Raw genomic sequence first — 22734 nt, 5'->3', positions numbered from 1 at the left:
CAGGCTGCGGACCGTAGGTTGGTGCCGAACGTCAGGACGAAGGAGACCTCGTGGCAGAGAACAACGGACAGGCGAACATCGGCGTGGTCGGTCTGGCGGTGATGGGTTCGAACCTCGCTCGGAACCTCGCCTCGCGGGAGGGCAACACCGTCGCGGTCTACAACCGCACGTACGCCCGCACCGAGGAACTGCTGAACGAGCACGCGGACGCCGGCTTCATCGCGTCCGAGTCGATCGACGACTTCGTGGCCTCGCTGTCCAAGCCGCGCACGGCCATCATCATGGTGCAGGCGGGCAAGGGCACCGACGCGGTCATCGAGCAGCTCGCGGAACGGTTCGAGGAAGGCGACATCATCGTCGACGGCGGCAACGCCAACTTCCACGACACCATCCGGCGCGAGCACGACCTGCGCGACAAGGGTCTCAACTTCGTCGGCACCGGCATCTCCGGCGGTGAAGAGGGTGCCCTGAAGGGCCCGTCGATCATGCCCGGCGGTTCGAAGGAGGCATGGGAGACCCTCGGCCCGATCCTCAAGTCGATCGCCGCCGTCGCCGAGGGCGAGCCGTGCGTGACCCACATCGGCACCGACGGTGCCGGCCACTTCGTGAAGATGGTCCACAACGGCATCGAGTACGCCGACATGCAGCTCATCGCCGAGTCGTACGACCTGCTCCGCCGCGTCGGCGGGCTGTCCGTCGAGGACCTGGTGAAGGTGTTCGACGAGTGGAACGGCGGCGACCTCGAGTCCTACCTGATCGAGATCACCGTGGAGGTCCTCAAGCAGCAGGACGCCGACACGGGCAAGGCCCTCGTCGACGTCATCCGCGACGAGGCCGGGTCGAAGGGCACCGGCGTGTGGACCGTGCAGAACGCGGTCGGCCTCGGCATCCCCGTCTCCGGCATCGGCGAAGCGGTGTTCGCCCGCGCGGTGTCGTCCAAGCCGGTCCAGCGCGCTGCGGTGCAGAAGGCCTTCCCCGACCGTCCCGCCATCGCCGAGGTCCCGGACGGGTTCGAGGACGACGTCCGCGCGGCGCTCTACGCGTCGAAGGTCGTCGCGTACGCACAGGGCTTCGACCTCATCATCGCCGGGGCGAAGGAGTACGGCTGGGACATCAACCTCGGCAACATCGCGAAGATCTGGCGCGGCGGTTGCATCATCCGCGCGCAGTTCCTCAACCGCATCGTCGAGGCGTACGACAAGAACCCCTCGCTCGAGTCGCTGCTGGTGGACCCGTACTTCGCGAACGCCGTGCAGGAGGGCGAGGCCGCGTGGCGTCGCATCGTCGGCATCGCGGCGGCGTCGGGCATCCCGGCGCCGGGGTTCTCGTCCGCGCTGTCGTACTTCGACTCGCTCGCCTCCGACCGCCTGCCCGCCGCGCTCATCCAGGGGCAGCGGGACTTCTTCGGCGCGCACACCTACCAGCGCATCGACAAGGACGGCACCTTCCACACGCTCTGGTCGGACGACGACCGGCGTGAGGTCGAGCAGGAACCGTCGACCCACTAGGCAGCGGCGACGACCGCACCACGAGAGGGCCTCGCCGATCGGCGGGGCCCTCCGTGTTCCCCGCCACGCGCTACACGACGTTCCCCGCCACGCGCTACGCGACGATGCGTTCGCGCGCGAGGTCGGCCACGAGCCGCTCCATCCGCGGGCCCCGGCCCAGCATCCGCCGCGAGCCCGGCGCCGCACGGACGAAGAACGTCGCCACCGCAGTCGTGTCGTCGGGCCGGACGTAGTGCATGGCGATCGCCCACGACCGGCCGTCGCCGTGCACGTCCTCGAGGCCGACGTGCACCATCCGGCTCCACCGGATCACGAGCAGCCGGGTCGCACGACGTTCCTCGAGTTCCCACAGCGAGGCCTCGGTCGCACCGAAGGCCCACGTCACCCGGTGCCCGAGCGCCACGTCCGGCCGGACGGACTCCACCGATGCCCGGAGCTCCGGGGTCGGTGCCGCCGGGACGAGCCACACCGTCGGGTCGATCCGGCGGATCGCGAGGGCCAGGGCTTCGTCCTCGTGCCGCCGTCGGAGCGACCAGCCCCGCAGCACGGCACCGGCGATCACGAGGAGACCGACACCGATCACGGCGACCTCGGCGATGCCGAAGAACGTCAGGTCCGCGTCGGGCGTGGTGGACACCACGATGATGCGTGCCGTGAGCAGGGCCGCCCACACGCCGACGATGATCCAGCGCAGCACCAGGAGACGTCGTGCCTGCGACATCGGGTGGCGGTCCCGTCGCCGGGCGCGACCGAAGCGCGGGACACGGTCGGGACGCCTCAGCACCCCTCGATCCTCGCATGCTCCACCCGCGACCGGCTGGCCGGCACCGGTGAACGCCCGACGAACCAGCGGACCCGCTCGTGCGGGGTACGGGTCGTCCACGGGCGCGGACACCGCCGGCTCTGTCCACCGCATGCACGACTGTCAGCACACACGCGGCACGGTCGACCTACGCTCGGCCCGTGACCACTGACCTCGCGCCCGCCCCCGTGGCGGTCTCGCGCCCCCGCCTGCTCGCGGCCGCGACGGGCATCGTCGCCGCGCTCGCGTTCTTCGCCGCCGCGGAACTCGGCGCCCTCGTCCTCGGTGGTGCCGGCAGCCCCCTCGTCGCGGTCGGTTCGGCGGTCATCGACCTCGCACCTCCGGGCGCGAAGGACCTCATGGTCACGCTGTTCGGCACCGGCGACAAGGTCGCGCTGTTCGTGCTCATGGCGGTCATCGTCGCCGTGGTCAGCGCCGGGGCGGGCATCCTCGAACGCGCCCGCCCGCCGTTCGGGGCCCTGGTCTTCGCCGTGGGCGGTGTCCTCTCGCTCCTGGCCGTCACGACCCGTTCCGGCAGCGGCACGCTGGACGGGGCTCCGTCCGTGCTCGGGGTCGCCGCGGCCGTCGTCGTGCTCCGGCTCCTCACCGCCAGGCTCCGCCGGTGGGAGTCGGCAGCCGCCGTGCCCTCCGCCGCACCGCGACCCGCCTCTGCGGAACGTCGCGCCTTCCTGGTCTGGGGTGTGACGGCGGCGGCCGTCGCGGTCGTGGTGGGCAGCGCCTCCCGTCTGGGCACCGCCGCCGCGCAGGCGACCGCTGCCGCACGCCGGGCCGTCCGGCTGCCGGCCCCGGCGACCACCGCACCCGCGGTCCCGGCCGGGGCGTCGCTCGACGTCGAGGGCATCACGCCCTACGTCACCCCGAACAGCGACTTCTACCGGATCGACACCGCGCTGCGGGTGCCGTCGGTCGACACCGCCGACTGGAAGCTCCGCATCCACGGAGCCGTCGACCACGAGGTCGAGCTCACGTGGGACGACCTGCTCGCCCTCCCACTCGAGGAACACCACGCGACGCTGAGCTGCGTCTCGAACGAGGTGGGCGGGGACCTCATCGGCACCGCGCTCTGGCTCGGCTACCCGATCCGGAAGCTGCTCGAGCGCGCCGGGCCCCACGCGAGCGCCGACATGGTGCTGTCCCGCAGCATCGACGGGTTCACGGCGGGCACGCCCCTCGACGTCCTGCAGGACGACGGCACGGCCGCGCTGCTCGCCGTGGGGATGAACGGCGAGCCGCTGCCGCCGGAGCACGGGTTCCCGGTGCGCATGGTGGTCCCCGGGCTCTTCGGCTACGTGTCCGCGACGAAGTGGGTCACCGAGCTCGAGGTCACGCGGTTCGCGGACGCCCAGGGCTACTGGACGCCGCGCGGCTGGTCGGAACGCGGTCCGGTCAAGCTGGAGTCGCGCATCGACACTCCGCGCGCGGGCGCGACGGTCGACGCCGGTTCGACGGTGGCGATCGCCGGGGTCGCGTGGCAGCCGCACACCGGGGTGAAGGGCGTGCAGGTCCGGGTCGGGGACGGCGCGTGGGAAGAGGCGACCCTCGCGGACTCCGTCTCGGCCGACACGTGGCGGCAGTGGGTCTACCGGTGGACGCCGACGAAGGGGTCGCACCGCATCCAGGTCCGCGCGGTGAGCGCGGACGGTGAAGTGCAGACGAGCGTCGAGCGGCCCCCGGCTCCGAACGGCGCGTCGGGATGGCACACGGTCGAGGTCCGCGCGGCCTGAGACGGTGCGGACCCTCCGCCGTCACGGACAGGAGGCGCGGCGCGCCTCGACGACGCGGGTCACCCGGACGACGCGGATCGTCTCAGGCGGGACGCGTCGCCACGACACAGGTCCCGTCGACCTCGTCGTCGGACTCGACGGCCACCGCGAGGCCCGCAGCCTCGAAGACGGCCGCCGACGTCGGCGCCTGCGCAGCCGACACCTCGATGACGACCGCACCCCCGGGTCGGAGCCACTCCCCCGCACCCGACGCGATCCGCCGGTGCAGGTCGAGCCCGTCCGCCCCGCCGTCGAGGGCCACCCGGTGCTCGTGGTCACGGGCCTCCGACGGCATCATCGGGATGGACCCCGTCGGCACGTAGGGCGCGTTCACGGCGATGACGTCGACGAGCCCGCGGAACCGGTCTGGCAGGGGCGCGAAGAGGTCCCCGGCGACGACGATCCCGCGGTCGCCGATGTTCTCCGCAGCGACGTCGACGGCCGCCGGGTCGATGTCCGCCGCAACGAGGTCGAGGGCACCGACACGACCGAGGAGCGCGACCGAGATCGCCCCGGCACCGCAGCAGAGGTCCACGACACGGTCGTAGCGGTGCAACCGGCGTGCGGCCTGCTCCACGACGACGGTGGTGCGGGCCCGGGGCACGAAGACGCCCGGCGTCACGCGGAGGCGGTGCCCGTCGAACGCCGCCCAGCCGAGCACGTACTCGAGCGGTTCGCCGCCGAGCCGCCGCTGCACGAGCGCCCGCAGGCGAACCGCGTCACCGTCGCCGGCCTCGAGCAGGAGGTCCGCCTCGTCCTCGGCGAAGACGCTGCCCGCGGCCCGGAGCCGGGCCGCGAGCGCGTCGCGCACGGGTGCGGTCAAGCGGCGCCGTCGAACATCGAGGTGACCGACCCGTCGTCGAAGACCTCGTGGATGGCGCGGGCGATGAGCGGTGCGATCGGCAGGACCTCGAGGCGGTCCCAGCGCTTGTCCTCCGGCAGCGGCAGGGTGTCGGTGACGACGACCCGGTCGATGAACTCGCTCTGGAGCAGCTCCGTCGCGGGGTCGGAGAACACCGCGTGCGTCGCCGCGACGACCACGCCGGTGGCACCGGCGGCCTTGAGCGCCTCTGCTGCCTTGGCGATGGTGCGGCCGGTGTCGATCAGGTCGTCGACGAGCAGGCACACACGACCCGAGACGTCACCGACGATCTCGTGGACGGACACCTGGTTCGGCACGAGCGGGTCGCGGCGCTTGTGGATGATCGCGAGCGGCGCGCCGAGCTTCTCCGACCAGATGTCGGCGACGCGCACGCGGCCCATGTCCGGCGAGACGACCGTCAGCGTCGACGGGTCGAGGGTCTGCTGGAAGCGCTCGAGCAGGACCGGCATGGCGAACAGGTGGTCGACCGGGCCGTCGAAGAAGCCCTGGATCTGTGCGGCGTGCAGGTCGACGCTCATGATGCGGTGCGCACCAGCGGCCTTGAACAGGTCGGCGACGAGTCGCGCCGAGATCGGCTCGCGACCACGGCCCTTCTTGTCCTGCCGCGCGTACGGGTAGAACGGCGCGACGACGGTGATGCGCTTCGCCGACGCGCGCTTCAGGGCGTCGACCATGATGAGCTGCTCCATGAGCCACTCGTTGATCGGCGCGGTGTGGGACTGGATGACGAACGCGTCACAGCCGCGGACCGACTCGTCGAAGCGGGCGTAGAGCTCCCCGTTCGCGAAGGTCCGTGCATCGGTCGGGACGAGGTCCACGCCGAGTTCCTCGGCGATCTCGGCCGAGAGCGCCGGGTGTGCTCGCCCTGAGACGAGGACGAGTCGTTTCTGGCCGGTCGTTTTGATTCCGGACAAGTGCGGTGCTCACTCCCTGACCCCGCGGGGCCGTGTTGATCGGCCCGAGAGCCGTCAGATCTGTTCGCCGTTCGCGCGCCGAGCGGCCTCGGCAGCCGGCGAACCGGGTCGGTGTTCCTCGACCCATCCGTCGGTGTTGCGCTGTGGGGCGTAGCTGATCGCCAGCGACCCGGCAGGGACGTCCTTGCGGACGGTCGTACCCGCGCCGGTGTACGCTCCGTCACCAATCCTAACCGGGGCGACGAACACGTTGTGCGACCCTGTACGGACGTTCGAGCCGACCTCGGTCCGGTGCTTGTGCACCCCGTCGTAGTTCGCCGTGATCGTGTTCGCGCCGATGTTCGAGTCCTCGCCCACCTCGGCGTCGCCGATGTACGACAGGTGCGGCACCTTGCTGCCCCGGCCGATCGTCGCGTTCTTCGTCTCGACGAAGGTGCCGATCTTGCCTCCGTCGCCGAGGATCGTGCCCGGACGCAGGTAGGCGAACGGCCCGACGGAGGCGCCGTCACCGATCACCGCGAGGGTCGCGTCGACGCGGTTCACCACGGCGCCGACGCCGACCTCGGTGTCCCGCAGGGTGGTGTCCGGCCCGACGACCGCGCCCGAGGCGATCGCAGTGGCGCCGATGAGCTGGGTGCCCGGGAGGACCTCGGCGTCGGGTTCGATCGAGACGTCGAGGTCGATCCACGTCGTCGCCGGGTCCTGCACGGTGACGCCGGCGAGCTGGTGCCGACGGACGATGCGCGCGTTCAGCACCCGGGCGGCGTCGGAGAGCTGCGCCCGGTCGTTGATGCCGGCGACCAGCCACGGGTCGGTCAGCGTGACGACGTCGATGCGCGCGCCCCGCGCCCCGATGAGTGCCGGCGCGTCGGTGATGTACTTCTCGCCCTGCGCGTTCGCCGTGGTGAGCGACGGCAGGACCGCACGGAGGTGCGTGACGTCGAAGGCGTAGATGCCCGCGTTGGCCTCGGTGATCGTGAGCTGCTCGGCGGTCGCGTCCTTGTGCTCGACGACCCCGACGAACGCCCCGTCGGCGTCGCGGACGATGCGGCCGAGGCCGGTCGGGTCCGGTGCGATCGCGCTCACGAAGGTGGCGCCGTTGCCGCCGCCGACGTGGGCGTCCACGAGTGCTCGGAGCGACGCCGCGTCGAGCAGCGGCACGTCGCCGGACAGCACGACGACGGCGCCGTCGAAGTCCGCCGGCAGCGCCTCGACCGCGACCTCGACCGCACGGCCGGTGCCGGGGACGTCGTCCTGGTCGACCACGATGGCGTCGGGGGCACGCTCGGTGACCTCGGCCGCGACGAGCTCCCGTTCGTGGCGCACGACGACGGCGACGTGCTCGGGCTCGAGGGACGACGCCGTCCGGAGCACGTGCGCGATGAGCGGCAGCCCGGCGAGGCGGTGCAGGACCTTCGGGGTGGACGACTTCATGCGCGTGCCCTGCCCGGCGGCGAGGACGACGACGGCGATGCGCTGGTCGGTCATGGCTCCATCCTGGCGCACGCTCGCTGCGGAGTCCGGCGGAACCGCGCCCGGGGCGCAACCGTGCGCGGAACCGCAGCCTGCAGGCGGGCCCACACCGCGCCTCCTGGCACCGCCCGACGGGAGGCGTCAGCCGACGTCCGCCGCGTCACCCGTGCCGCACTTCGACACGCCGCTCATGGTGGTCTTGGTCGTCGCAGCGCCGAACTGGATGCGCTCGACGGCGCCGCCGCCGCCGTTCACCAGGTACCGCTTCGCACCCGACGTCATCTCGTCCGTCGAGTACTCCACCTTCAGTCCGTCCGCCACCCAGGCCGTGCCCACCGCCTTCGTCACGGCCTCCGGGTCGTCGACGCCCGCACCGGTCCGGACGATGTTGTAGAGCGCGCCCGCCGAGCCGTCCGCGAGCACGCAGTCCTGCGCGTACTCGTCGGACTGGTCCGCGTCCCAGTCGACCCCCGAACGGCGCATCGTCTCCTCGACGGAGTCTGCCGCCTGTCGGCGCTGGTGCTCTGCGGTCGGTGCAGCCTGCACGGTGTCCTCCTTGGTCGGGGCGCCCGCCGCGCAGCCCGCGAGCAGGATCGCGGCGAGCAGCACCGTCCCGATCACCGTCGGTCGCCTGGAGGAGATCGGCGTCGAACGCCGCCCCCACACGCTCACCCGAGCTCCGATGCCACGACGACCGCAGGGGCGCGCACGGACGCCCGCACCTCAGCCGAGGTCCGCTGCGTCACCCGTCCCGCAGCGGGAGACCGCGGCGAGCGAGCTTCGAACGGTCGCCGCCCCGAACTGGATGCGCTCGACGGCACCACCCGCCCCCTTGACGACGAACTGCCGGCTGCCGTCGTTGAGCGACGACTCCGAGTACTTGACGGTCAACCCGTCCGCAGCCCACGACCGGCCGACGGTCCGCACCGCAGCCTCGGGGTCGGGAACTCCCGCGCCGATGCGGGCGAGGTTGTAGAGCGCTCCGGACGTGCCGTCAACGAGGAGGCACTCCTGGGCGTACTCGTTCGCCTGCGAGTCGTCCCACGTGACGCCCGACGTCCGCATGGTCGCGTCGACGTAGGCGGCGGCGAGATCACGCTGGTGCTGGACGGTCGGTGTGCTCGGTGTGGTCTCCACGGAGGTGCCTCCTGTCGGCGGACCCGAACACGCGGCGAGCGCCAGTGTCAGGGCGAGGGTCAGGGCGAGTGCGGGCCCGGCTGCCGTGCCTCGCGGGCGTCCGATCACAGTGTCGGTCCCATCAGGTTGTCGAAGTAGTCCTGCTGCAGGGCGCTCACCCCGGCGTCGTCCGCGGGAGTGAGGTCCTTGCCTCCCACGAACGTAGCCTGCGCGACGTTGTCGAGCGACTCGGTCCCGAGGTTGAAGTACCCCTGGCTGCCGCCGTAGCCGATCGGGTCGTGTGTGGTCACGCCGGCACCCTCGCCGGGGTCCCCACCGTTCGTCCCGAAGGTCGTCGCGCCGAACGAGGCGTCCATCGGGTCCTGGCGACCGCTGCCTGCTCGGCCGACCCAGGCCCACTGGTCTCGCGGGTCGTCCGTGAACGGGATACCGGGGCTCCCCTGGCCGGCGTAGACGTGGTCGGCCGCGATACCAGACGCACCTCCGACGTCCTGCTCGATGCCTGCCGAGGCGACGCTGACGAAGGAATCGACGTGCACACCGTGATCGTGGAGCGCGTCCGATGCCACCGTGGTCCCGTAGGAGTGCCCGACCACGTTGAGTGTCGGCGAATCGGGACGCGCCGCCCCGAAGCCGAGGAGGTCGGCACTGAGCCGGTCCGCCCCGGCCCGGGCCGCGTCGCCGTGCAGGACACCCATCGTGGTGAGGCCGCTCGGTACCGGCGGCGCCTCGTAGTTCATCCACGCGACGACCGCGTGCTCGGCGCCGGTCGCGTTCTTGCCCTCCTGCGCCGTCCAGAGGTTCTGGGCCGCGGTGGTCCACCCGGTCGTGTCCTTGGTCGTCGTGCCCATCCCCGGCACCATGTACGAGACGTTCGTGGCCGTGTCGAGGTCACCGACCGCCACCGCAGCGAGCGGCGGCTGGTGGTCGGTGGCGAGGGTGAGCAGCGCGCGACCCGGCTTCGCCGTCGACGCCAGGGTCTTCTCGATGTTCCGGTACGCGTCGAGGTTCGCCTGCGCCGCCTCGATCGACTGGTCCGCCGCCTGCGACGCCGGCCACCCGAGCCCCACGCGCCGCTCCTTCGCGTCCGCGAGGTCCTGCTCGGCCTGGGCCACGGCCGACACGAGCGTCATCCGGTTCGCCCGGTCCCGCGCCCAGGCCGGCAGCCCCGCGAGGTTGCCGACGACCGCGGGCAGCGATGCGATGAGCGCGTCCTGGGCGGCGCTGTGCTCGGCGCCGGTCGTGTCCTTCCCACCGCCCAGGGTCTTCCAGAGCGCGGCGACCTCGTCGGGCGACATGTCGGCGATGCGGTCGGCGAGGTTGCGGTCGAGCATCAGGAGCGCGCCGAGCTCGGTCGGCGACAGGCCCGCGAGCATCGACGCGAGGTCCTCGTCGGACGCGCCGACACCACGTCCCTCGATGCTGCCGAGGCGTCCGAGCGTCTCGGGGCCGGTGATCACCCGGAGCAGCGCCTGGTCGGCCGTCGTGCGGTCCTGCACGAGCTGCTCCCACTGGGCGTCGAGCGCTGCGGACCGGTCGCCGGCGTCGGCGATCGCCCGCTCCGCGTTCGCGAGGCTCGTGGCGTCCGCCTCGGTCGCGTCGTCGGCCTTCGCGGCGGAGCGCAGCGTCGGCAGCGTGAACTGCTGTCCGGCGAGCTCGGCCGCGACGGTCCCGCGCTGCAGGCGGATCGCGTCCGCATCGTCCTTGATGCGCTGGACGTCCTTCGCGTACTGGTCGAAGGCGTCCCCGGCGGCGTCGAAGAGCGCCACGAGGCCGGACGCGCTCGGCCGCATCTCGTCGAGCAGTGCTGCGAAGCGGGTCTGCGCGTCGCCCTTCCACGTCGGCGATGCGGTGACGTCGGACGCCCCGGCGATCTTCGCCAGGGCGTCCTGCACGGCGTCGGCCCGGTCGTGCCAGTGCTTCCCCAGGGCGGTGATGCCGGCGGGGTCGCCGACGTCCGGCTCCTCGCCGCTCACTTGCCGTCCGCCTGCTTCGCGAGGGCGGCTTCCTGCGCGTCGACCTGCGCACCGAGGTCGTGCGGGAAGGTCGCGGCCTGTTCGAGGGCTGCGTCGACGGCGTCGATCATGCCCTGGTGGGCGAGCGACAGGCCGGCGGTGCGGCTGACCACCTCGGTCACGCCGAGGCAACCGGTGTCGAGGCCCGTGAACCGAGCGGTGTCCGCACCGAGTGCGGTCCGGGCGTCGGTCAGCGCGGTCGCGACCGCCACGAGCGTCTCCGACTCGATCCGCAGTTCTGCGGCCCCCATGTGTTCCCCCCGTCGTTCCCCCGTGGACGTCGGAGACGATAGCACCACGGTCTCCGACACGCTCGGACTCAGCGCCCGTCCACCGGCTCCCGCCGCACGAACGCCATGAGCACCAGCCCCGCCACCAGCACCACGACGACCCCGAGGATCCCGTACCGCGTCGATCCGCCGACCGTCACCGCCACCCCGAAGAGCGCCGGCGCGAGGAACGACGCCGCGCGCCCGGTCGTGGCGTACAGGCCGAAGAGCTCGCCCTCGCGGCCGGGCGTCGCCAACCGCGCCAGGTACGCCCGCGAGGACGACTGGACCGGCCCGACGAACAGCGCCAGCGTCAGGCCGAGGACCCAGAAGCCCGCGGTGACGTTCCCCACCGCGAACACGCCGATCCCGCACACCGCGAGCCCGACGAGCGACACCGTGATGATCGCGCGTGAACCGAACCGGTCGTCGAGCCTGCCGGACAGGAACGTGGCGATGCCCGCGACGATGTTGGCCGCGATGGCGAAGAGGATCACCTGCGACGGGCTGAAGCCGAACACCTGTGCGGCGACGATCCCGCCGAAGGTGAACACGGCGCCGACGCCGTCGCGGAACACGGCGCTCGCCAGCAGGAACGCCAGGACGTTCCGGCGCTCGCGCCAGAGCCGGGCGATGTCCCGCCCGAGGTCCCGGTACGCCCCGAGCAGGCTGCCGGCGCGCGAACGGTCCGGCGCGGCCTCGGGGACGGTGACGAACAGCGGGATCGAGCTCACGGCGAGCCACACGGCGGCGATGCCGATCGCGACGCGGACGTCCCACTGCCCCGAGGCCACGGTCGCGGGGAGCTGCAGGAGTCCCGCGACGTCGCCTCCGCCGAAGTCCTGGATGCAGAGCACGAGCAGGACGACGAGCAGCACGATGCCGCCGAAGTACCCGGCCGCCCAACCGATCGCCGAGACGCGTCCGGTCTGCTCCCCCGACGCGACCTGTCCGAGCATCGCGTTGTAGCCGACGCTCGCGATCTCGTAGGCGACGGTCCCGATGCCGAGCAGGGCCGCCCCGAGCAGCAGGTACGGCTGGCTCGGCGCGACGAACACCATGCCGCCGATCGAGAGCGCGATGCCGATCGTGGCGATGAGCACCGACCGGCGCCGGTGCCCGGAGGTGTCCGCCAGGCGGCCGACCGCCGGGGCCACGAGCGCGACGACGATGCCGGCGATCGTCAGTGCCGTCGAGACGACGGCCGCGTTGTGCGCGAGCTCCCGCTCGACGACCGCCTTCCCGGCGGCGGACGTGTCGGCGACGAGCGCCGGGTCGACGAACGCGCGGCTCGCCAGGTACGTGCTGAAGACGAAGGTCGTCACGACCGCGTTGAACGCCGCGGATCCCCAGTCCCACAGGGCCCAGGACACGAGGGCACGGCGGTCGGTGCGCTGCGGCACGGCAGCCGCGGGTGAAGCCGTCATGCGCGAACCGTAGCGCGTCCGGGTGTCGCGGCGGTGGCCCCAGTGGGGACCACAGGACGGACGGGAGGGACGGTGCGGGCCCGCCCCGTCCCTCCCGTCCGTCGTCCGGTCACGTCGCGGACGGCGCGCCACCCGGGTAGACGACCGACTTGAGCGACTCGGGGTCGGTGTCGCTCTCGAGGGCCTCGCGGACGTCGTCGAGGCCGAAACGACCCGTGACGAGCGAGTCCAGGTCCACCTGTCCGGACGCGACGAGCTCGATCGCGACCGGCCACGTGCCGGTGTACCGGAAGAGGCCGGTGACCGTGACCTCGAGGTTCTGGATGTGCTCGACCGGCAGCGTCATCTCGGAGTTGCCGAGCCCGACGAGGACGGCGGCCCCGGCCGGTCCCACGGCCTTGATGCCGTCGGAGACGGCCCGCGGTGCACCACTGGCGTCGATGAAGGCGTCGAACGGCGGCAGGTCGGACGCCACGGAGACCACGGTGGGGTCGACGGTCTCGGTCGCGCCGAAGGAGAGCGCGCGCTCGCGGCGCTCCGGGACGAGGTCGCTGATGACGATCCGCGAGGCACCGAACGCCCGCGCGGCCTGCGCGCAGATGATGCCGATCGGACCGGCCCCGGCGATGAGCACGCTCGACCCGGGGACGATCCCGGCCTTGCGGACCGCGGCGATGCCGACGGAGAGGGGCTCGAGCAGGGCTCCGGCCTCGAACGACACCGAGTCGGGCAACGTGTGCGCGAACTCGGACTCGATCGTGACGAACTCGGCGAACGCCCCGTCCACCGGGGGCGTCGCGTAGAAGCGCATGTGCGGGCAGAGGTTGTACCGCCCGGCGAGGCACTGGGCGCAGCGGTGGCACGGTCGCTGCGGCTCGATCGCCACGCGTTCCCCGACGCGGGACGGGTCGACGCCCTCGCCGACCGCGGTGATCGTGCCGGAGAGCTCGTGGCCGAGCACGAGGGGCTCCTCGACGACGAAGTCCCCGATCCGGCCGTGCCTGTAGTAGTGCACGTCGGAGCCGCACACGCCGACCGCGGCGACCCGGACGAGGACGTCGCCGGGGTCGACGGCGGGGACGGGACGGTCCTCGACGGTGAGGTCCTGGGTGCCGAGCAGCACGCTGACGCGCTGGGTGGAGGTCATGCGGTTCTCGCTTCCTCGGCCGCGTCGTCGCGGCCGGACGGGTGGGTGGTCGTGGGGGTGGCCGTGGCCGACACCGCGTCGGTGATCCGGTCCGGGTCGCGCAGCAGGGCGCCGAACGCGATCTCGGCGGCCCCGTGCACGAGCACGTCGGACTCGAGCGCTGCCGGCACGATGCGGAGCCGGTCGGCGGTCCCGGTCATCGACTGCGCTCGGACGTCGTCGAGGATCCGGTCGCCGACGTGGTCGAGCAGCACGCCGAGGAAGCCGCCGAGCACGACGACCGACGGGTTCACGGTGTGGATCGCGTTGCGGAGGGCCGTGGCGAGGGCGGTCACCTGTCGGTCCACGACCCGTTCGACCTCGGGTCGGCCCTCGGCGAGCGCCGCGGCGAGGGCGACCAGGTCGTCCGGAGCGGTCCCGGCCGCGGTCGCCAGGGCGTCACGGGAGGCCTCGGTCTCGAGGCAGCCGACGGCACCGCAGTGGCACCGGATGCCGTTCGCCGCGACGAAGGTGTGTCCGAGTTCGCCCGCGTACCCGTCGGCACCGCTCAGCGGCCGGCCGGCCGTGATGACCCCGCCGCCGATGCCGCTCGCGCCGCCGTTGAGGTAGACGAGGTCGTCGACACCTCGGCCGCTGCCGGCGAGTCGTTCCGCCCAGGCGCCGAGGTTGGCGTCGTTCGCGGCCCGCACCGGCAGTCCGGTCCGTTCAGCGAGGGGCCCGGCGAAGGGTGCGTCGTGCCAGCCGAGGTGCGGTGCGTACTGGACGGTCCCGTCCTCCGCCCGGACCGTCCCGGGCACGGCGACCCCGATCCCGACGAGCCGGAGCGTCGCGGTGCCGGCCGACCCCGGACGGATCCGGTCGAGCAGCCCGGCGACGGTCCCGACGGCCTCTGCGGGCGTGGGCGGACGGTGCTGCGGTTCGACGAGGCGGCTCCGCACCGTGCCGTCGAGCCCGACGAGGGCGACCGAGACGGCGTCGACCTCGACCGTGACCGCGGCGGCCACGACGTCCGGCGCGGCCCGGACGACCGGACTCGGCCGCCCGACGCCGGTCCCCGGTGCACCGGCTGCTGGGAGGTCCTCGTGGAGGAGGCCGCGGTCGACGAGTTCGCCGACGAGCGCGAGGGTCGTCGAGCGGTTCAGGCCGGTGCGCCGGGTGATCTCGGCGCGGGTGATCGGCCCCTCCTCGTGGACGAGCCGGAGGACGCGCGCCGCGTTGCCCGGCGCGGGCGCAGGCGTCGCGGCGGTCGTGCTCGTCATCGGTCCCTCGTCGTGGTCGGTGGGCGGGTGGTGGCGGCGCGCTACCGCGAGCGCGAGAACGCCGCGTCGAACGCGGCCTCGGGCGGCGCGATCGTGCCCAGCTTCCGGACGAACGCCAGTGCCTCCGGCCCGCCGACGAGCCGGTCCATGCCGGCGTCCTCCCACTCGACGCTCGTCGGCCCGGCGTACCCGATGTGGTTCAGCACGCGGAACACCCGCTCCCACGGCACGTCCCCGTGCCCGGCGGTGACGAAGTCCCACCCGCGCCGGGGGTCGCCCCACGGCAGGTGCGACGACAGTCGTCCGTTGCGCCCGTCGAGCTGCTTCACCGACTCCTTGCAGTGCACGTGGTACACGCGGTCGGCGAAGTCGAGCAGGAACGCGGCGGGGTCGAGGTCCTGCCAGACGAAGTGCGACGGGTCGAAGTTGAACCCGAACGCGGGGCGGTCGGCGAACACCTCGAGCGTCCGCTTCGCCGTCCAGTAGTCGTAGGCGATCTCGGAGGGGTGCACCTCGAGCGCGAAGCGGACGCCGACCTCCTCGAACACGTCGAGGATCGGCGACCACCGGTCGTGGAAGTCCTGGTACCCGGCGTCGATCATCGACGCGGGGACGGGTGGGAAGCCCGCGACGGTCTTCCAGATCGAGGATCCGGAGAACCCGGTGACGGTGTCGACGCCGAGCGCCGCGGCGGCACGCGCGGTCCACTGCAGTTCCTCGGCGGCACGCTGCCGGACGCCCTCGGGGTCGCCGTCGCCCCACACGTGCGGCGCGAGGATGTCCTCGTGCCGCTGGTCGATCGGGTCGTCGCACACGGCCTGGCCGGTGAGGTGGTTCGCGATCGTCCAGACCTGCAGCCCGTTGCGCTCCAGGATCGCCGTGCGGTCCGCGACGTACGCCGGGTCCGTCGCGGCGCGGCGGACGTCGAGGTGGTCGCCCCAGCAGGCGATCTCGAGGCCGTCGTACCCCCACTCGCCGGCGAGACGTGCGACCTCCTCGAAGGGCAGGTCGGCCCACTGGCCGGTGAAGAGGGTGACCGGCCTGGAGGCGCGGGTCGTCCCCGCCTCGTCGGTTCCGTCCGTCGTCGTCATCGTCGTCGTCCTTCCTCGCTGCGTGTGCTGGTCACCATGATCCCGGGGTCGCGCCGGCGGGGACCGTCTCCGGCCGGTCGACGCGGGACGCCACCGTGACGACGGTGTGCTCCCGCGAGGCGGTCTGGACGGCCTCCATGACCTCGAGCACGTGGAACGCGAGGTCCCCCGACGCCCGGTGCGGCCGGTCGGTCGCGATCGCGTGCGCCATGTCCGCGAGTCCGTACCCGCGGCCGGCGTCGGCGTACCCGGCCGACACGGGCAGCTCGCGCCACTCGCGGTCGTCGGCCGTCGCGATCGACACCGGGTCCGAGAAGCGGTTCGGGTCCGGGACGGCGAGACTGCCCGCGGTGCCGTGCACCTCGAACAGCGGCGCCCGGGTCGCCCACACCTCGAACGAGACGGTGACCGTGGAGACGACTCCGCTGGCGTGTTCGAGCACGGCGACGACGTGGGTGTCGACGTCGACGGGGATCGGTGCGCCGGCGAACGGCCCGGTCGCGATGGTCCGCTCACGAGTGGACCGGGTGGCGCTCCCGCTGACCCGGGCGACGGGGCCGAAGAACTGCACGAGGCTCGTCAGGTAGTACGGCCCCATGTCGAGCAGCGGGCCGCCGCCGGGCTGGTAGTAGAACGCCGGCGCCGGGTGCCAGAGTTCGTGCCCCGGGGCGCTCCACGACACCGCGGCACCGACCGGGTCGCCGATCAGCCCGTCGTCGAGTGCTGCGCGCGCGGTCTGGATCCCCGTCCCGAGCACCGTGTCCGGCGCGCTGCCGACCCGCAGGCCCGATCGTGCGGCCAGTTCGAGCACCGGTGCGGCCTCGGCCGTCGCGAGTGCGAGCGGCTTCTCGCCGTAGACGTGCTTGCCGGCGTCGAGGGCCCGGGTGGCCACCTCGGCGTGCGCGGCCGGGATCGTCAGGTTGAGCACGACGTCGACGTCGTCCGCGGCGAGGAGCTCGTCGACGCTCGTGCCCCGGACGCCCTGGGCGTCGCCGACCGACCGGGCGCGGTCGACGTCGAGGTCCGCCACGGCCGTGAGCGCCAGGCCGGGCAGGGCCGGGAAGTGCTCGAAGTACTGCTGGCTGATGTTGCCGACACCGACGACACCGACCCGCAGTGCCGGACCGTTCACCGGGCTGCCCACAGGAGTCCCCTCTCGATGATCGTGCGGAGCGGCTGCGACTCGACGACCTCGAGCCGGTGCCCGGGTGCCGAGACGAACACGCGTCCCTCGCCCCACTGCCGGGTCCAGATCGCCGGCGCCGTGACCGGACGGTTCCAGGCGTCGAAGTCCCGCGCCTCCTGCGTGGTCGTCGCCAGCACGTCGTTGTACTCGTCGGAGAGCACCCAGTACTGCTCGGTCACGAGGTCGAAGTCCTCGATGCCCTGCGTGATCGGGTGCTCGTGGCCGAGGTCGGTGATGTGCACCGTGTACGGGATGTAGTTGTCGGACTGCTCGCCGGTGCGCTCCGACGGGTGCTTGCCCGCGTGGTGCGCGAACTGGCCGCCGATCATGTGGAGGTAGTCGGCGGTGTTGCGGAACGCGTCCGCGATCCCGCCGTGCCAGCCCGCGAGGCCGGCGCCGCCGAGGACGGCCCGCTGCAGCCCGGCGAACTCGTCGTCGGCGATGGTGGACATCGTGACGACCTGCACGATCAGGTCGACGTCCGCCATGACCGACTCGTCGGCGTACACCGCGGTCGAGTCCGACACCTGCACGTCGAACCCGTTGTCCCGCAGGAACGGCACGAACGCGTCGGTGGTCTCGACCGGCATGTGCCCGTCCCACCCGCCGCGGACGACGAGGGCGTGCTTCGTCGGAGCCACTCAGATCACCGTCCAGGCGCTGCCGTCGGCGGCGCTCCGCTCGACCGCGTCGAGGACCCGCTGCACGTGCAGCCCGTCCTCGAACGACGGCGACGGGTCGGTGCCCGCGACGATCGCCTCGACGAAGTCCTTCACCTCGTGGCTGAAGGTGTGCTCGTACCCGATGAGGTGCCCGGTCGGCCACCAGGCGGCCATGTACGGGTGCTCGGGCTCGGTGACGAGGATCCGCTGGAAGCCCTGCTCGCCCGCGGGTGCGGTGGCGTCGTAGAAGCGCAGCTCGTTCATCGACTCGAGGTCGAACTGGATCGCGCCCGCCGACCCGCTGATCTCGAGCGTGAGGCCGTTCTTCCGGCCGGTCGCGTAGCGCGTCGCCTCGAACGTGCCGATCGCCCCGTCGGCAGCGCCACCGGCGAGCCGTCCGAGGAAGAAGGCGGCGTCGTCGACGGTGACCTGCCCGCGTTCGGTCGAGGCGGTGCCGGACAGCCCGACACCCTCGGCCATCAGCGGACGTTCGGTCACGAAGGTCTCGAGGGTGCCGGACACGGTCGACAGCTGTGCGCCCGTGACGTGCTCGACGAGGTCGATCGCGTGCGCGCCGATGTCGCCCAGCGAGCCGGAGCCGGCGAGCGCCTTGTCGAGCCGCCACGTCATCGGGCCGTCCTCGTCGGCGAGCCAGTCCTGCAGGTAGAGCGCGCGGACCTGTCGGACGGTGCCGAGCCTCCCGTCCTCCACCAGCCGCTTCGCGAACGCGATGGCGGGCACCCGGCGGTAGCTGAAGCCGACCATCGCGCGGACGCCGTCCGCCCGTGCGGCGGCGGCCGCCGCGGTCATCGCCTCGGCCTCGGCGACGGTGTTGGCGAGGGGCTTCTCGCACAGGACGTGCTTGCCGGCCTCGAGCGCCGCGATCGCGACCTCGACGTGGGACGAGCCGGGCGAGCAGATGTCGACGACGTCGATGTCCGGGTCGGTGACCACGGCGCGCCAGTCGGTGGACGCGGCCTGCCAGCCGTACTGCTGCCGCGCCGCCTCGGTCCGTTCCGGGTCACGGCCGACGATGACGGCCATCTCCGGTTCGACCCCGAGGTCGAAGAACCTCGGTGCGGTGCGCCACCCCTGTGAGTGCGCGGCTCCCATGAAGCCGTGGCCCACCATGGCCACTCGAAGTCGGTCCTGTGCCATCCGCTCGCTCCCTTGCGATCACGTCCTTGCCAGAGTCAACACTACCGCTTATGTTGGGCGCGGCAACATTTTGTTTCGACGACGAACGGTGACCACCATGGCAACGACGCCCACCCGTGCAGACAAGTTCTCCTTCGGTCTCTGGACCATCGGCTACAACGGATCCGACCCCTTCGGCGGCCCGACCCGCCCCGCCCTCGACGTGGTCGAGGCCGTCGAGAAGCTCGACGAGCTCGGCGCCTACGGCCTGACCTTCCACGACGACGACCTCTTCGCGTTCGGTTCGACCGACGCCGAGCGCCAGACGCAGATCGACCGCCTGAAGGGTGCTCTCGACGCCACCGGCATCGTCGTGCCGATGGTCACGACGAACCTCTTCTCCGCCCCGGTGTTCAAGGACGGCGGCTTCACCTCGAACGACCGCCAGGTGCGCCGGTTCGCGCTCCGCAAGGTCCTGCGCAACATCGACCTCGCCGCCGAGCTCGGCGCGTCGACGTTCGTGATGTGGGGCGGCCGCGAGGGTGCCGAGTACGACAGCGCGAAGGACGTGCAGGCGGCGCTCGAGCGCTACCGCGAGGCCGTGAACCTCCTCGCCCAGTACGTCACCGACAAGGGCTACGGCATCCGGTTCGCCATCGAGCCGAAGCCGAACGAGCCCCGCGGCGACATCCTGCTGCCGACCCTCGGCCACGCCATCGCGTTCACCGAGACGCTCGAGCGTCCGGAACTCTTCGGCATCAACCCCGAGGTCGGCCACGAGCAGATGGCCGGGCTGAACTTCACGGCCGGCATCGCCCAGGCGCTCTACCAGGGCAAGCTCTTCCACATCGACCTCAACGGTCAGCGCGGCATCAAGTACGACCAGGACCTCGTCTTCGGGCACGGCGACCTGCAGAACGCGTTCTCGCTCGTCGACCTGCTCGAGCACGGTGCACCCCAGGGCGGCCCGGCGTACGACGGCCCCCGCCACTTCGACTACAAGCCGAGCCGCACCGAGGACATCACGGGCGTCTGGGACTCGGCGTCCGCGAACATGCGCATGTACCTCCTGCTCAAGGAGCGCGCACAGGCGTTCCGCGCCGACCCCGAGGTGCAGGCAGCGCTCGAGGCCTCGAAGGTCGGCGAGCTCAGCACCCCCACCCTCAACGACGGCGAGTCGTACGACGCGTTCCTCGCGGACCGCTCCGCGTACGAGGACTTCGACGCCGACGCGTACTTCGGCGGCAAGGGCTTCGGCTTCGTGAAGCTGCAGCAGCTCGCCATCGAGCACCTCATGGGCGCTCGTGGCTGACCTGGTCGCAGGGGTCGACTCGTCGACCCAGTCCTGCAAGGTCACGATCCGTGACGCCGCGACCGGCGCCGTCGTCCGGGAGGGACGCGCGTCCCACCCGGACGGCACGTCCGTCGACCCCCGCCACTGGTGGGACGCGCTCGGCACCGCCGTCGCGGACGCCGGCGGGCTCGCCGACGTCGGTGCCGTCGCGATCGCCGGGCAGCAGCACGGCATGGTCGCGGTGGACGCGGACGGCCGCGTGGTCCGCGACGCGCTGCTGTGGAACGACGTCCGCAGTGCCGACGCGGCCGCGCAGATGGTCGCGGAGCTGGGCCAGGAGGCATGGGTCGCCCGCACGGGTCTGGTGCCGGTGGCGTCGTTCACCGGTACCAAGCTGCGGTGGCTCCGCGACGCGGAGCCCGAGAACACCGGCCGGGTCGCGGCCGTCGCCCTCCCCCACGACTGGTTGTCGTGGCGGCTGCGCGGGTACGGTCCGGCCGACGAGAGTCCGCTCGGCCCCGACCTCGACGCCCTCGCCACCGACGGCTCCGACGCCAGCGGCACGGCCTACTGGGACCCGGTGCGGCGCGAGTACGACGCGGAGCTGTTCGAGTCGGCGCTCGGACGACCGATGCGCGTCGCCGGTGCCACGGGCTCCCCGGACTCCGTCGTCGTGCCGCGGGTCGTCCTGCCCGACGAGGCGATGGGCACGCTCACCGCGGACGTCCAGCTGCCGAACGGCGCCGTGGCACCCTCTGGGCTCCTCGTCGGCGCCGGACTCGGCGACAACGCCGGGGCAGCGCTCGGCCTCGGACTCGGCCCGGGTGACGTCGCGGTGTCCCTCGGCACGAGCGGCACGGTCTTCGGGGTCACCGACGCCGAGGTGCGCGACCCGAGCGGGACCGTGGCGGGCTTCGCCGACGGGAGCGGGTCGCGCCTCCCGATCGTCACGACGCTGAACGCGGCGCGCGTGCTCGAGGTGATCGGCGGCCTGCTCGGCGTGGACCACGACGCGCTCGGCGAGCTGGCGCTGCAGGCGCCGGCGGGTGCCGACGGGCTCGTGCTCGTGCCGTACTTCGTCGGCGAGCGCACGCCGAACCGACCGGACGCGACGGCCTCGCTGCTCGGCATGACGCCGGGGACGACGGACCGGGCGCACCTCGCCCGGGCCGCGGTCGAGGGGATGCTGTGCGCGCTCGCGGACGGCCTCGCGGCGGTCGAGGGCACCGGTGTCACCGTCGAGCGGCTGCTGCTCATCGGCGGCGCCGCTCGCAACGAGGCCGTGCGGGTCGTCGCTGCGCAGGTGTTCGGCCGTGACGTCCTCGTGCCGGAGCCGGGCGAGTACGTGGCGGCCGGCGCGGCGAAGCAGGCGGCGTGGGTGCTCACCGGGAGCCTGCCGGCGTGGGAGACGGCGACCACGGTCGTGGCCGGCGACCCGCACCCCGAGGTGCTCGAGCAGTACCGGGCCGCCGCGCGCTGAGCGGCTGCTCGTTCGTTCGTCCGTCCGTTCGTCCGTTCGTCCGTTCGTCCGTTCGTCCGTTCGTCCGTTCGCGGACACTCCCGCCCCCGACGCCGTCCACCACGGCGTCGGGGGCATCATCGTCCCCGGAGGAGACCACATGCCGTACACCGACCTGCCCCTCGACGCCCTGCGCGCCTACCGACCCGACGTCCGCCGGCCGGACGACTTCGACGCCTTCTGGGCCGAGACCGTCGCCGACGCACGGGCCGCCGGGTCGGGCACCGACCCCGTCCTCGCCGCCGCCGACACCCCGGTGACCGGACTCGTCATCGAGGACCTCACCTTCCCGGGCTTCGCCGGCGACCCCGTCCGGGCCTGGGTCTCACGACCGGTCGACGCCGCCGGGCCGCTGCCGGTCGTCATCGAGTTCCTCGGCTACAACGGCGGTCGCGGGCTGCCGGGCGAACGGGTCTCGTGGGCCCTCGCCGGGTACGTGCACGTCGTGATGGACACCCGCGGCCAGGGCAGCGGGTGGGGATCCGGCGGCGACACCCCGGACCCGCACGGCTCCGGCCCGCACATCGGCGGCTGGATGACGAGCGGCATCGGGGCCCCCGCCGACCACTACTACCGGCGCGCGTACACCGACGCCGTCCGACTCGTCGACGCCGTCCGCTCGCTGCCGGGCGTCGACCCGGACCGCATCGCGCTGACCGGCGGGAGCCAGGGCGGCGGGATCACCATCGCCGCGGCCGCGCTGGTCGAGGCGCACGTCGGACCGATCACGGCGCTCCTGCCGGACGTCGCGTTCCTCAGCGACTGGGAGAACGGCACCGCCGTCGCCGTGGGTGGTCCGTACCTCGAGCTCGCGCGCTACCTGTCCGTGCACCGCGATGCGATCGACACCGTGTGGGACACGGCCGCCTACTTCGACGGCGTGCACTTCGCGGCGGGGATCACCGCGCCGGCGCTGTTCTCCGTCGCGCTCATGGACGACGTGGTCCCGCCGCGGACGACCTTCGCGGCGTACAACGCGCTCGGCTCGGTGGACAAGGCGATCGAGGTGTACCCGTACAACGGGCACGAGGGTGGTGGGTTCGCGCACTGGGAGCGGCAGGTGGCGTTCCTGCGCGAGCGGGGCTGAGCCGGGCGCGATCGCAGTGTGCGGACGGCAGATTTTCTGAGATAATGACCTATCACAGAAAATCCGAGGTCCGACTCATGACGTCGCTTCCCGAAGCGTGGCCGTCGCTCAATTTCGAGGATCTGCAGTGGCAGAGCCGG

The 22734-nt window shown here is 72.6% G+C and carries 20 protein-coding genes; 5 read left to right on the top strand and 15 right to left on the bottom strand.

Going from position 1 to position 22734, the window contains the following annotated elements; translation table 11 throughout:
• The first annotated feature begins 50 nt into the window (after positions 1-50).
• Complete coding sequence (gndA, locus tag BIV01_RS13400) at positions 51-1508, top strand: NADP-dependent phosphogluconate dehydrogenase (protein ID WP_083414028.1); 1458 nt, start codon at positions 51-53, stop codon at positions 1506-1508.
• Between the two features lie 94 nt (positions 1509-1602).
• On the opposite strand, the gene BIV01_RS13395 is transcribed toward gndA, so the two are convergent.
• Positions 1603-2229: a hypothetical protein gene (locus BIV01_RS13395; RefSeq protein WP_139199359.1), complete on the bottom strand. Its 627-nt coding sequence runs from the start codon at positions 2227-2229 to the stop codon at positions 1603-1605.
• A gap of 242 nt (positions 2230-2471) precedes the next feature.
• On the opposite strand from BIV01_RS13395, the gene BIV01_RS13390 reads away from it, so the two are divergent.
• Entirely contained in the window at positions 2472-4055 is a 1584-nt protein-coding gene (locus BIV01_RS13390; protein WP_071303140.1) for a molybdopterin-dependent oxidoreductase, read from the top strand.
• A gap of 82 nt (positions 4056-4137) precedes the next feature.
• Here BIV01_RS13390 and BIV01_RS13385 read toward each other — a convergent pair whose 3' ends face one another.
• The 14 genes from BIV01_RS13385 to BIV01_RS13320 form a co-directional block, all read right to left on the bottom strand.
• Positions 4138-4917, bottom strand: coding sequence for a putative protein N(5)-glutamine methyltransferase (locus tag BIV01_RS13385; RefSeq protein WP_217637356.1), 780 nt, complete (start codon positions 4915-4917; stop codon positions 4138-4140).
• Positions 4914-5891, bottom strand: coding sequence for a ribose-phosphate diphosphokinase (locus BIV01_RS13380; RefSeq protein ID WP_022907051.1), 978 nt, complete (start codon positions 5889-5891; stop codon positions 4914-4916). The genes BIV01_RS13385 and BIV01_RS13380 overlap by 4 nt, the downstream gene beginning before the upstream one ends.
• Positions 5892-5945: 54 nt before the next feature.
• Complete coding sequence (gene glmU / locus BIV01_RS13375) at positions 5946-7379, bottom strand: bifunctional UDP-N-acetylglucosamine diphosphorylase/glucosamine-1-phosphate N-acetyltransferase GlmU (RefSeq protein ID WP_071303139.1); 1434 nt, start codon at positions 7377-7379, stop codon at positions 5946-5948.
• A 126-nt stretch (positions 7380-7505) separates the two neighbouring features.
• The gene (locus BIV01_RS13370; protein ID WP_071303138.1) at positions 7506-7985 is read right to left on the bottom strand and encodes a hypothetical protein; all 480 of its coding nucleotides are present in this window, start codon (positions 7983-7985) and stop codon (positions 7506-7508) included.
• 102 nt (positions 7986-8087) lie between these two features.
• Complete coding sequence (locus tag BIV01_RS13365; protein ID WP_071303137.1) at positions 8088-8501, bottom strand: hypothetical protein; 414 nt, start codon at positions 8499-8501, stop codon at positions 8088-8090.
• 104 nt (positions 8502-8605) lie between these two features.
• Entirely contained in the window at positions 8606-10477 is a 1872-nt protein-coding gene (locus tag BIV01_RS13360; RefSeq protein ID WP_071303136.1) for an alpha/beta hydrolase, read from the bottom strand.
• Complete coding sequence (locus tag BIV01_RS13355) at positions 10474-10767, bottom strand: hypothetical protein (RefSeq protein ID WP_071303135.1); 294 nt, start codon at positions 10765-10767, stop codon at positions 10474-10476. Before BIV01_RS13355 ends, BIV01_RS13360 begins: the two co-directional genes overlap by 4 nt.
• A gap of 68 nt (positions 10768-10835) precedes the next feature.
• The gene (locus BIV01_RS13350) at positions 10836-12212 is read right to left on the bottom strand and encodes an MFS transporter (RefSeq protein WP_071303134.1); all 1377 of its coding nucleotides are present in this window, start codon (positions 12210-12212) and stop codon (positions 10836-10838) included.
• A gap of 109 nt (positions 12213-12321) precedes the next feature.
• The gene (locus BIV01_RS13345; RefSeq protein ID WP_071303133.1) at positions 12322-13359 is read right to left on the bottom strand and encodes an NAD(P)-dependent alcohol dehydrogenase; all 1038 of its coding nucleotides are present in this window, start codon (positions 13357-13359) and stop codon (positions 12322-12324) included.
• Positions 13356-14618, bottom strand: coding sequence for an ROK family transcriptional regulator (locus tag BIV01_RS13340; protein ID WP_071303132.1), 1263 nt, complete (start codon positions 14616-14618; stop codon positions 13356-13358). The genes BIV01_RS13345 and BIV01_RS13340 overlap by 4 nt, the downstream gene beginning before the upstream one ends.
• Positions 14619-14659: 41 nt before the next feature.
• Positions 14660-15709 carry a sugar phosphate isomerase/epimerase family protein gene (locus BIV01_RS13335; RefSeq protein ID WP_070416804.1) on the bottom strand — a complete coding sequence of 350 codons (1050 nt, stop codon included), beginning with the start codon at positions 15707-15709 and terminating at the stop codon, positions 14660-14662.
• Between the two features lie 31 nt (positions 15710-15740).
• The gene (locus tag BIV01_RS13330) at positions 15741-16853 is read right to left on the bottom strand and encodes a Gfo/Idh/MocA family protein (protein WP_071295274.1); all 1113 of its coding nucleotides are present in this window, start codon (positions 16851-16853) and stop codon (positions 15741-15743) included.
• On the bottom strand, positions 16838-17485 hold the full coding sequence (locus BIV01_RS13325; RefSeq protein WP_070419197.1) for a ThuA domain-containing protein: 648 nt from the start codon (positions 17483-17485) through the stop codon (positions 16838-16840). Before BIV01_RS13325 ends, BIV01_RS13330 begins: the two co-directional genes overlap by 16 nt.
• Positions 17486-17536: 51 nt before the next feature.
• A complete protein-coding gene (locus BIV01_RS13320; protein WP_071295275.1) occupies positions 17537-18715 on the bottom strand; it encodes a Gfo/Idh/MocA family protein in 1179 nt (392 codons plus the stop codon).
• Between the two features lie 97 nt (positions 18716-18812).
• On the opposite strand from BIV01_RS13320, the gene xylA reads away from it, so the two are divergent.
• The 3 genes from xylA to BIV01_RS13305 all read left to right on the top strand — a co-directional run bounded on the left by xylA (position 18813) and on the right by BIV01_RS13305 (position 22594).
• Positions 18813-20006: a xylose isomerase gene (xylA, locus tag BIV01_RS13315; protein ID WP_071303131.1), complete on the top strand. Its 1194-nt coding sequence runs from the start codon at positions 18813-18815 to the stop codon at positions 20004-20006.
• Positions 19999-21468: a xylulokinase gene (locus BIV01_RS13310; RefSeq protein ID WP_139199358.1), complete on the top strand. Its 1470-nt coding sequence runs from the start codon at positions 19999-20001 to the stop codon at positions 21466-21468. Before xylA ends, BIV01_RS13310 begins: the two co-directional genes overlap by 8 nt.
• Before the next feature lie 139 nt (positions 21469-21607).
• On the top strand, positions 21608-22594 hold the full coding sequence (locus tag BIV01_RS13305) for an acetylxylan esterase (protein WP_071303130.1): 987 nt from the start codon (positions 21608-21610) through the stop codon (positions 22592-22594).
• The last annotated feature ends 140 nt before the right edge of the window (positions 22595-22734 follow it).

Source organism: Curtobacterium sp. MCBA15_013 (assembly GCF_001865095.1).
Lineage (GTDB): Bacteria > Actinomycetota > Actinomycetes > Actinomycetales > Microbacteriaceae > Curtobacterium.
The sequence above is the reverse complement of the archived record's forward strand: the minus strand, read 5'-3'. Positions and strand labels throughout refer to the sequence as shown.

Bases quoted from the DNA above. Each gene is read 5' to 3' on its own strand.
- BIV01_RS13395 (WP_139199359.1), bottom strand. From the start codon at position 2,229: ATGTCGCAGGCACGACGTCTCCTGGTGCTGCGCTGGATCATCGTCGGC.
- glmU (WP_071303139.1), bottom strand. From the start codon at position 7,379: ATGACCGACCAGCGCATCGCCGTCGTCGTCCTCGCCGCCGGGCAGGGC.
- BIV01_RS13355 (WP_071303135.1), bottom strand. From the start codon at position 10,767: ATGGGGGCCGCAGAACTGCGGATCGAGTCGGAGACGCTCGTGGCGGTC.
- BIV01_RS13350 (WP_071303134.1), bottom strand. From the start codon at position 12,212: ATGACGGCTTCACCCGCGGCTGCCGTGCCGCAGCGCACCGACCGCCGT.
- BIV01_RS13345 (WP_071303133.1), bottom strand. From the start codon at position 13,359: ATGACCTCCACCCAGCGCGTCAGCGTGCTGCTCGGCACCCAGGACCTC.
- BIV01_RS13340 (WP_071303132.1), bottom strand. From the start codon at position 14,618: ATGACGAGCACGACCGCCGCGACGCCTGCGCCCGCGCCGGGCAACGCG.
- BIV01_RS13335 (WP_070416804.1), bottom strand. From the start codon at position 15,709: ATGACGACGACGGACGGAACCGACGAGGCGGGGACGACCCGCGCCTCC.
- BIV01_RS13325 (WP_070419197.1), bottom strand. From the start codon at position 17,485: ATGCCGGTCGAGACCACCGACGCGTTCGTGCCGTTCCTGCGGGACAAC.
- BIV01_RS13320 (WP_071295275.1), bottom strand. From the start codon at position 18,715: ATGGCACAGGACCGACTTCGAGTGGCCATGGTGGGCCACGGCTTCATG.
- xylA (WP_071303131.1), top strand. From the start codon at position 18,813: ATGGCAACGACGCCCACCCGTGCAGACAAGTTCTCCTTCGGTCTCTGG.
- BIV01_RS13305 (WP_071303130.1), top strand. From the start codon at position 21,608: ATGCCGTACACCGACCTGCCCCTCGACGCCCTGCGCGCCTACCGACCC.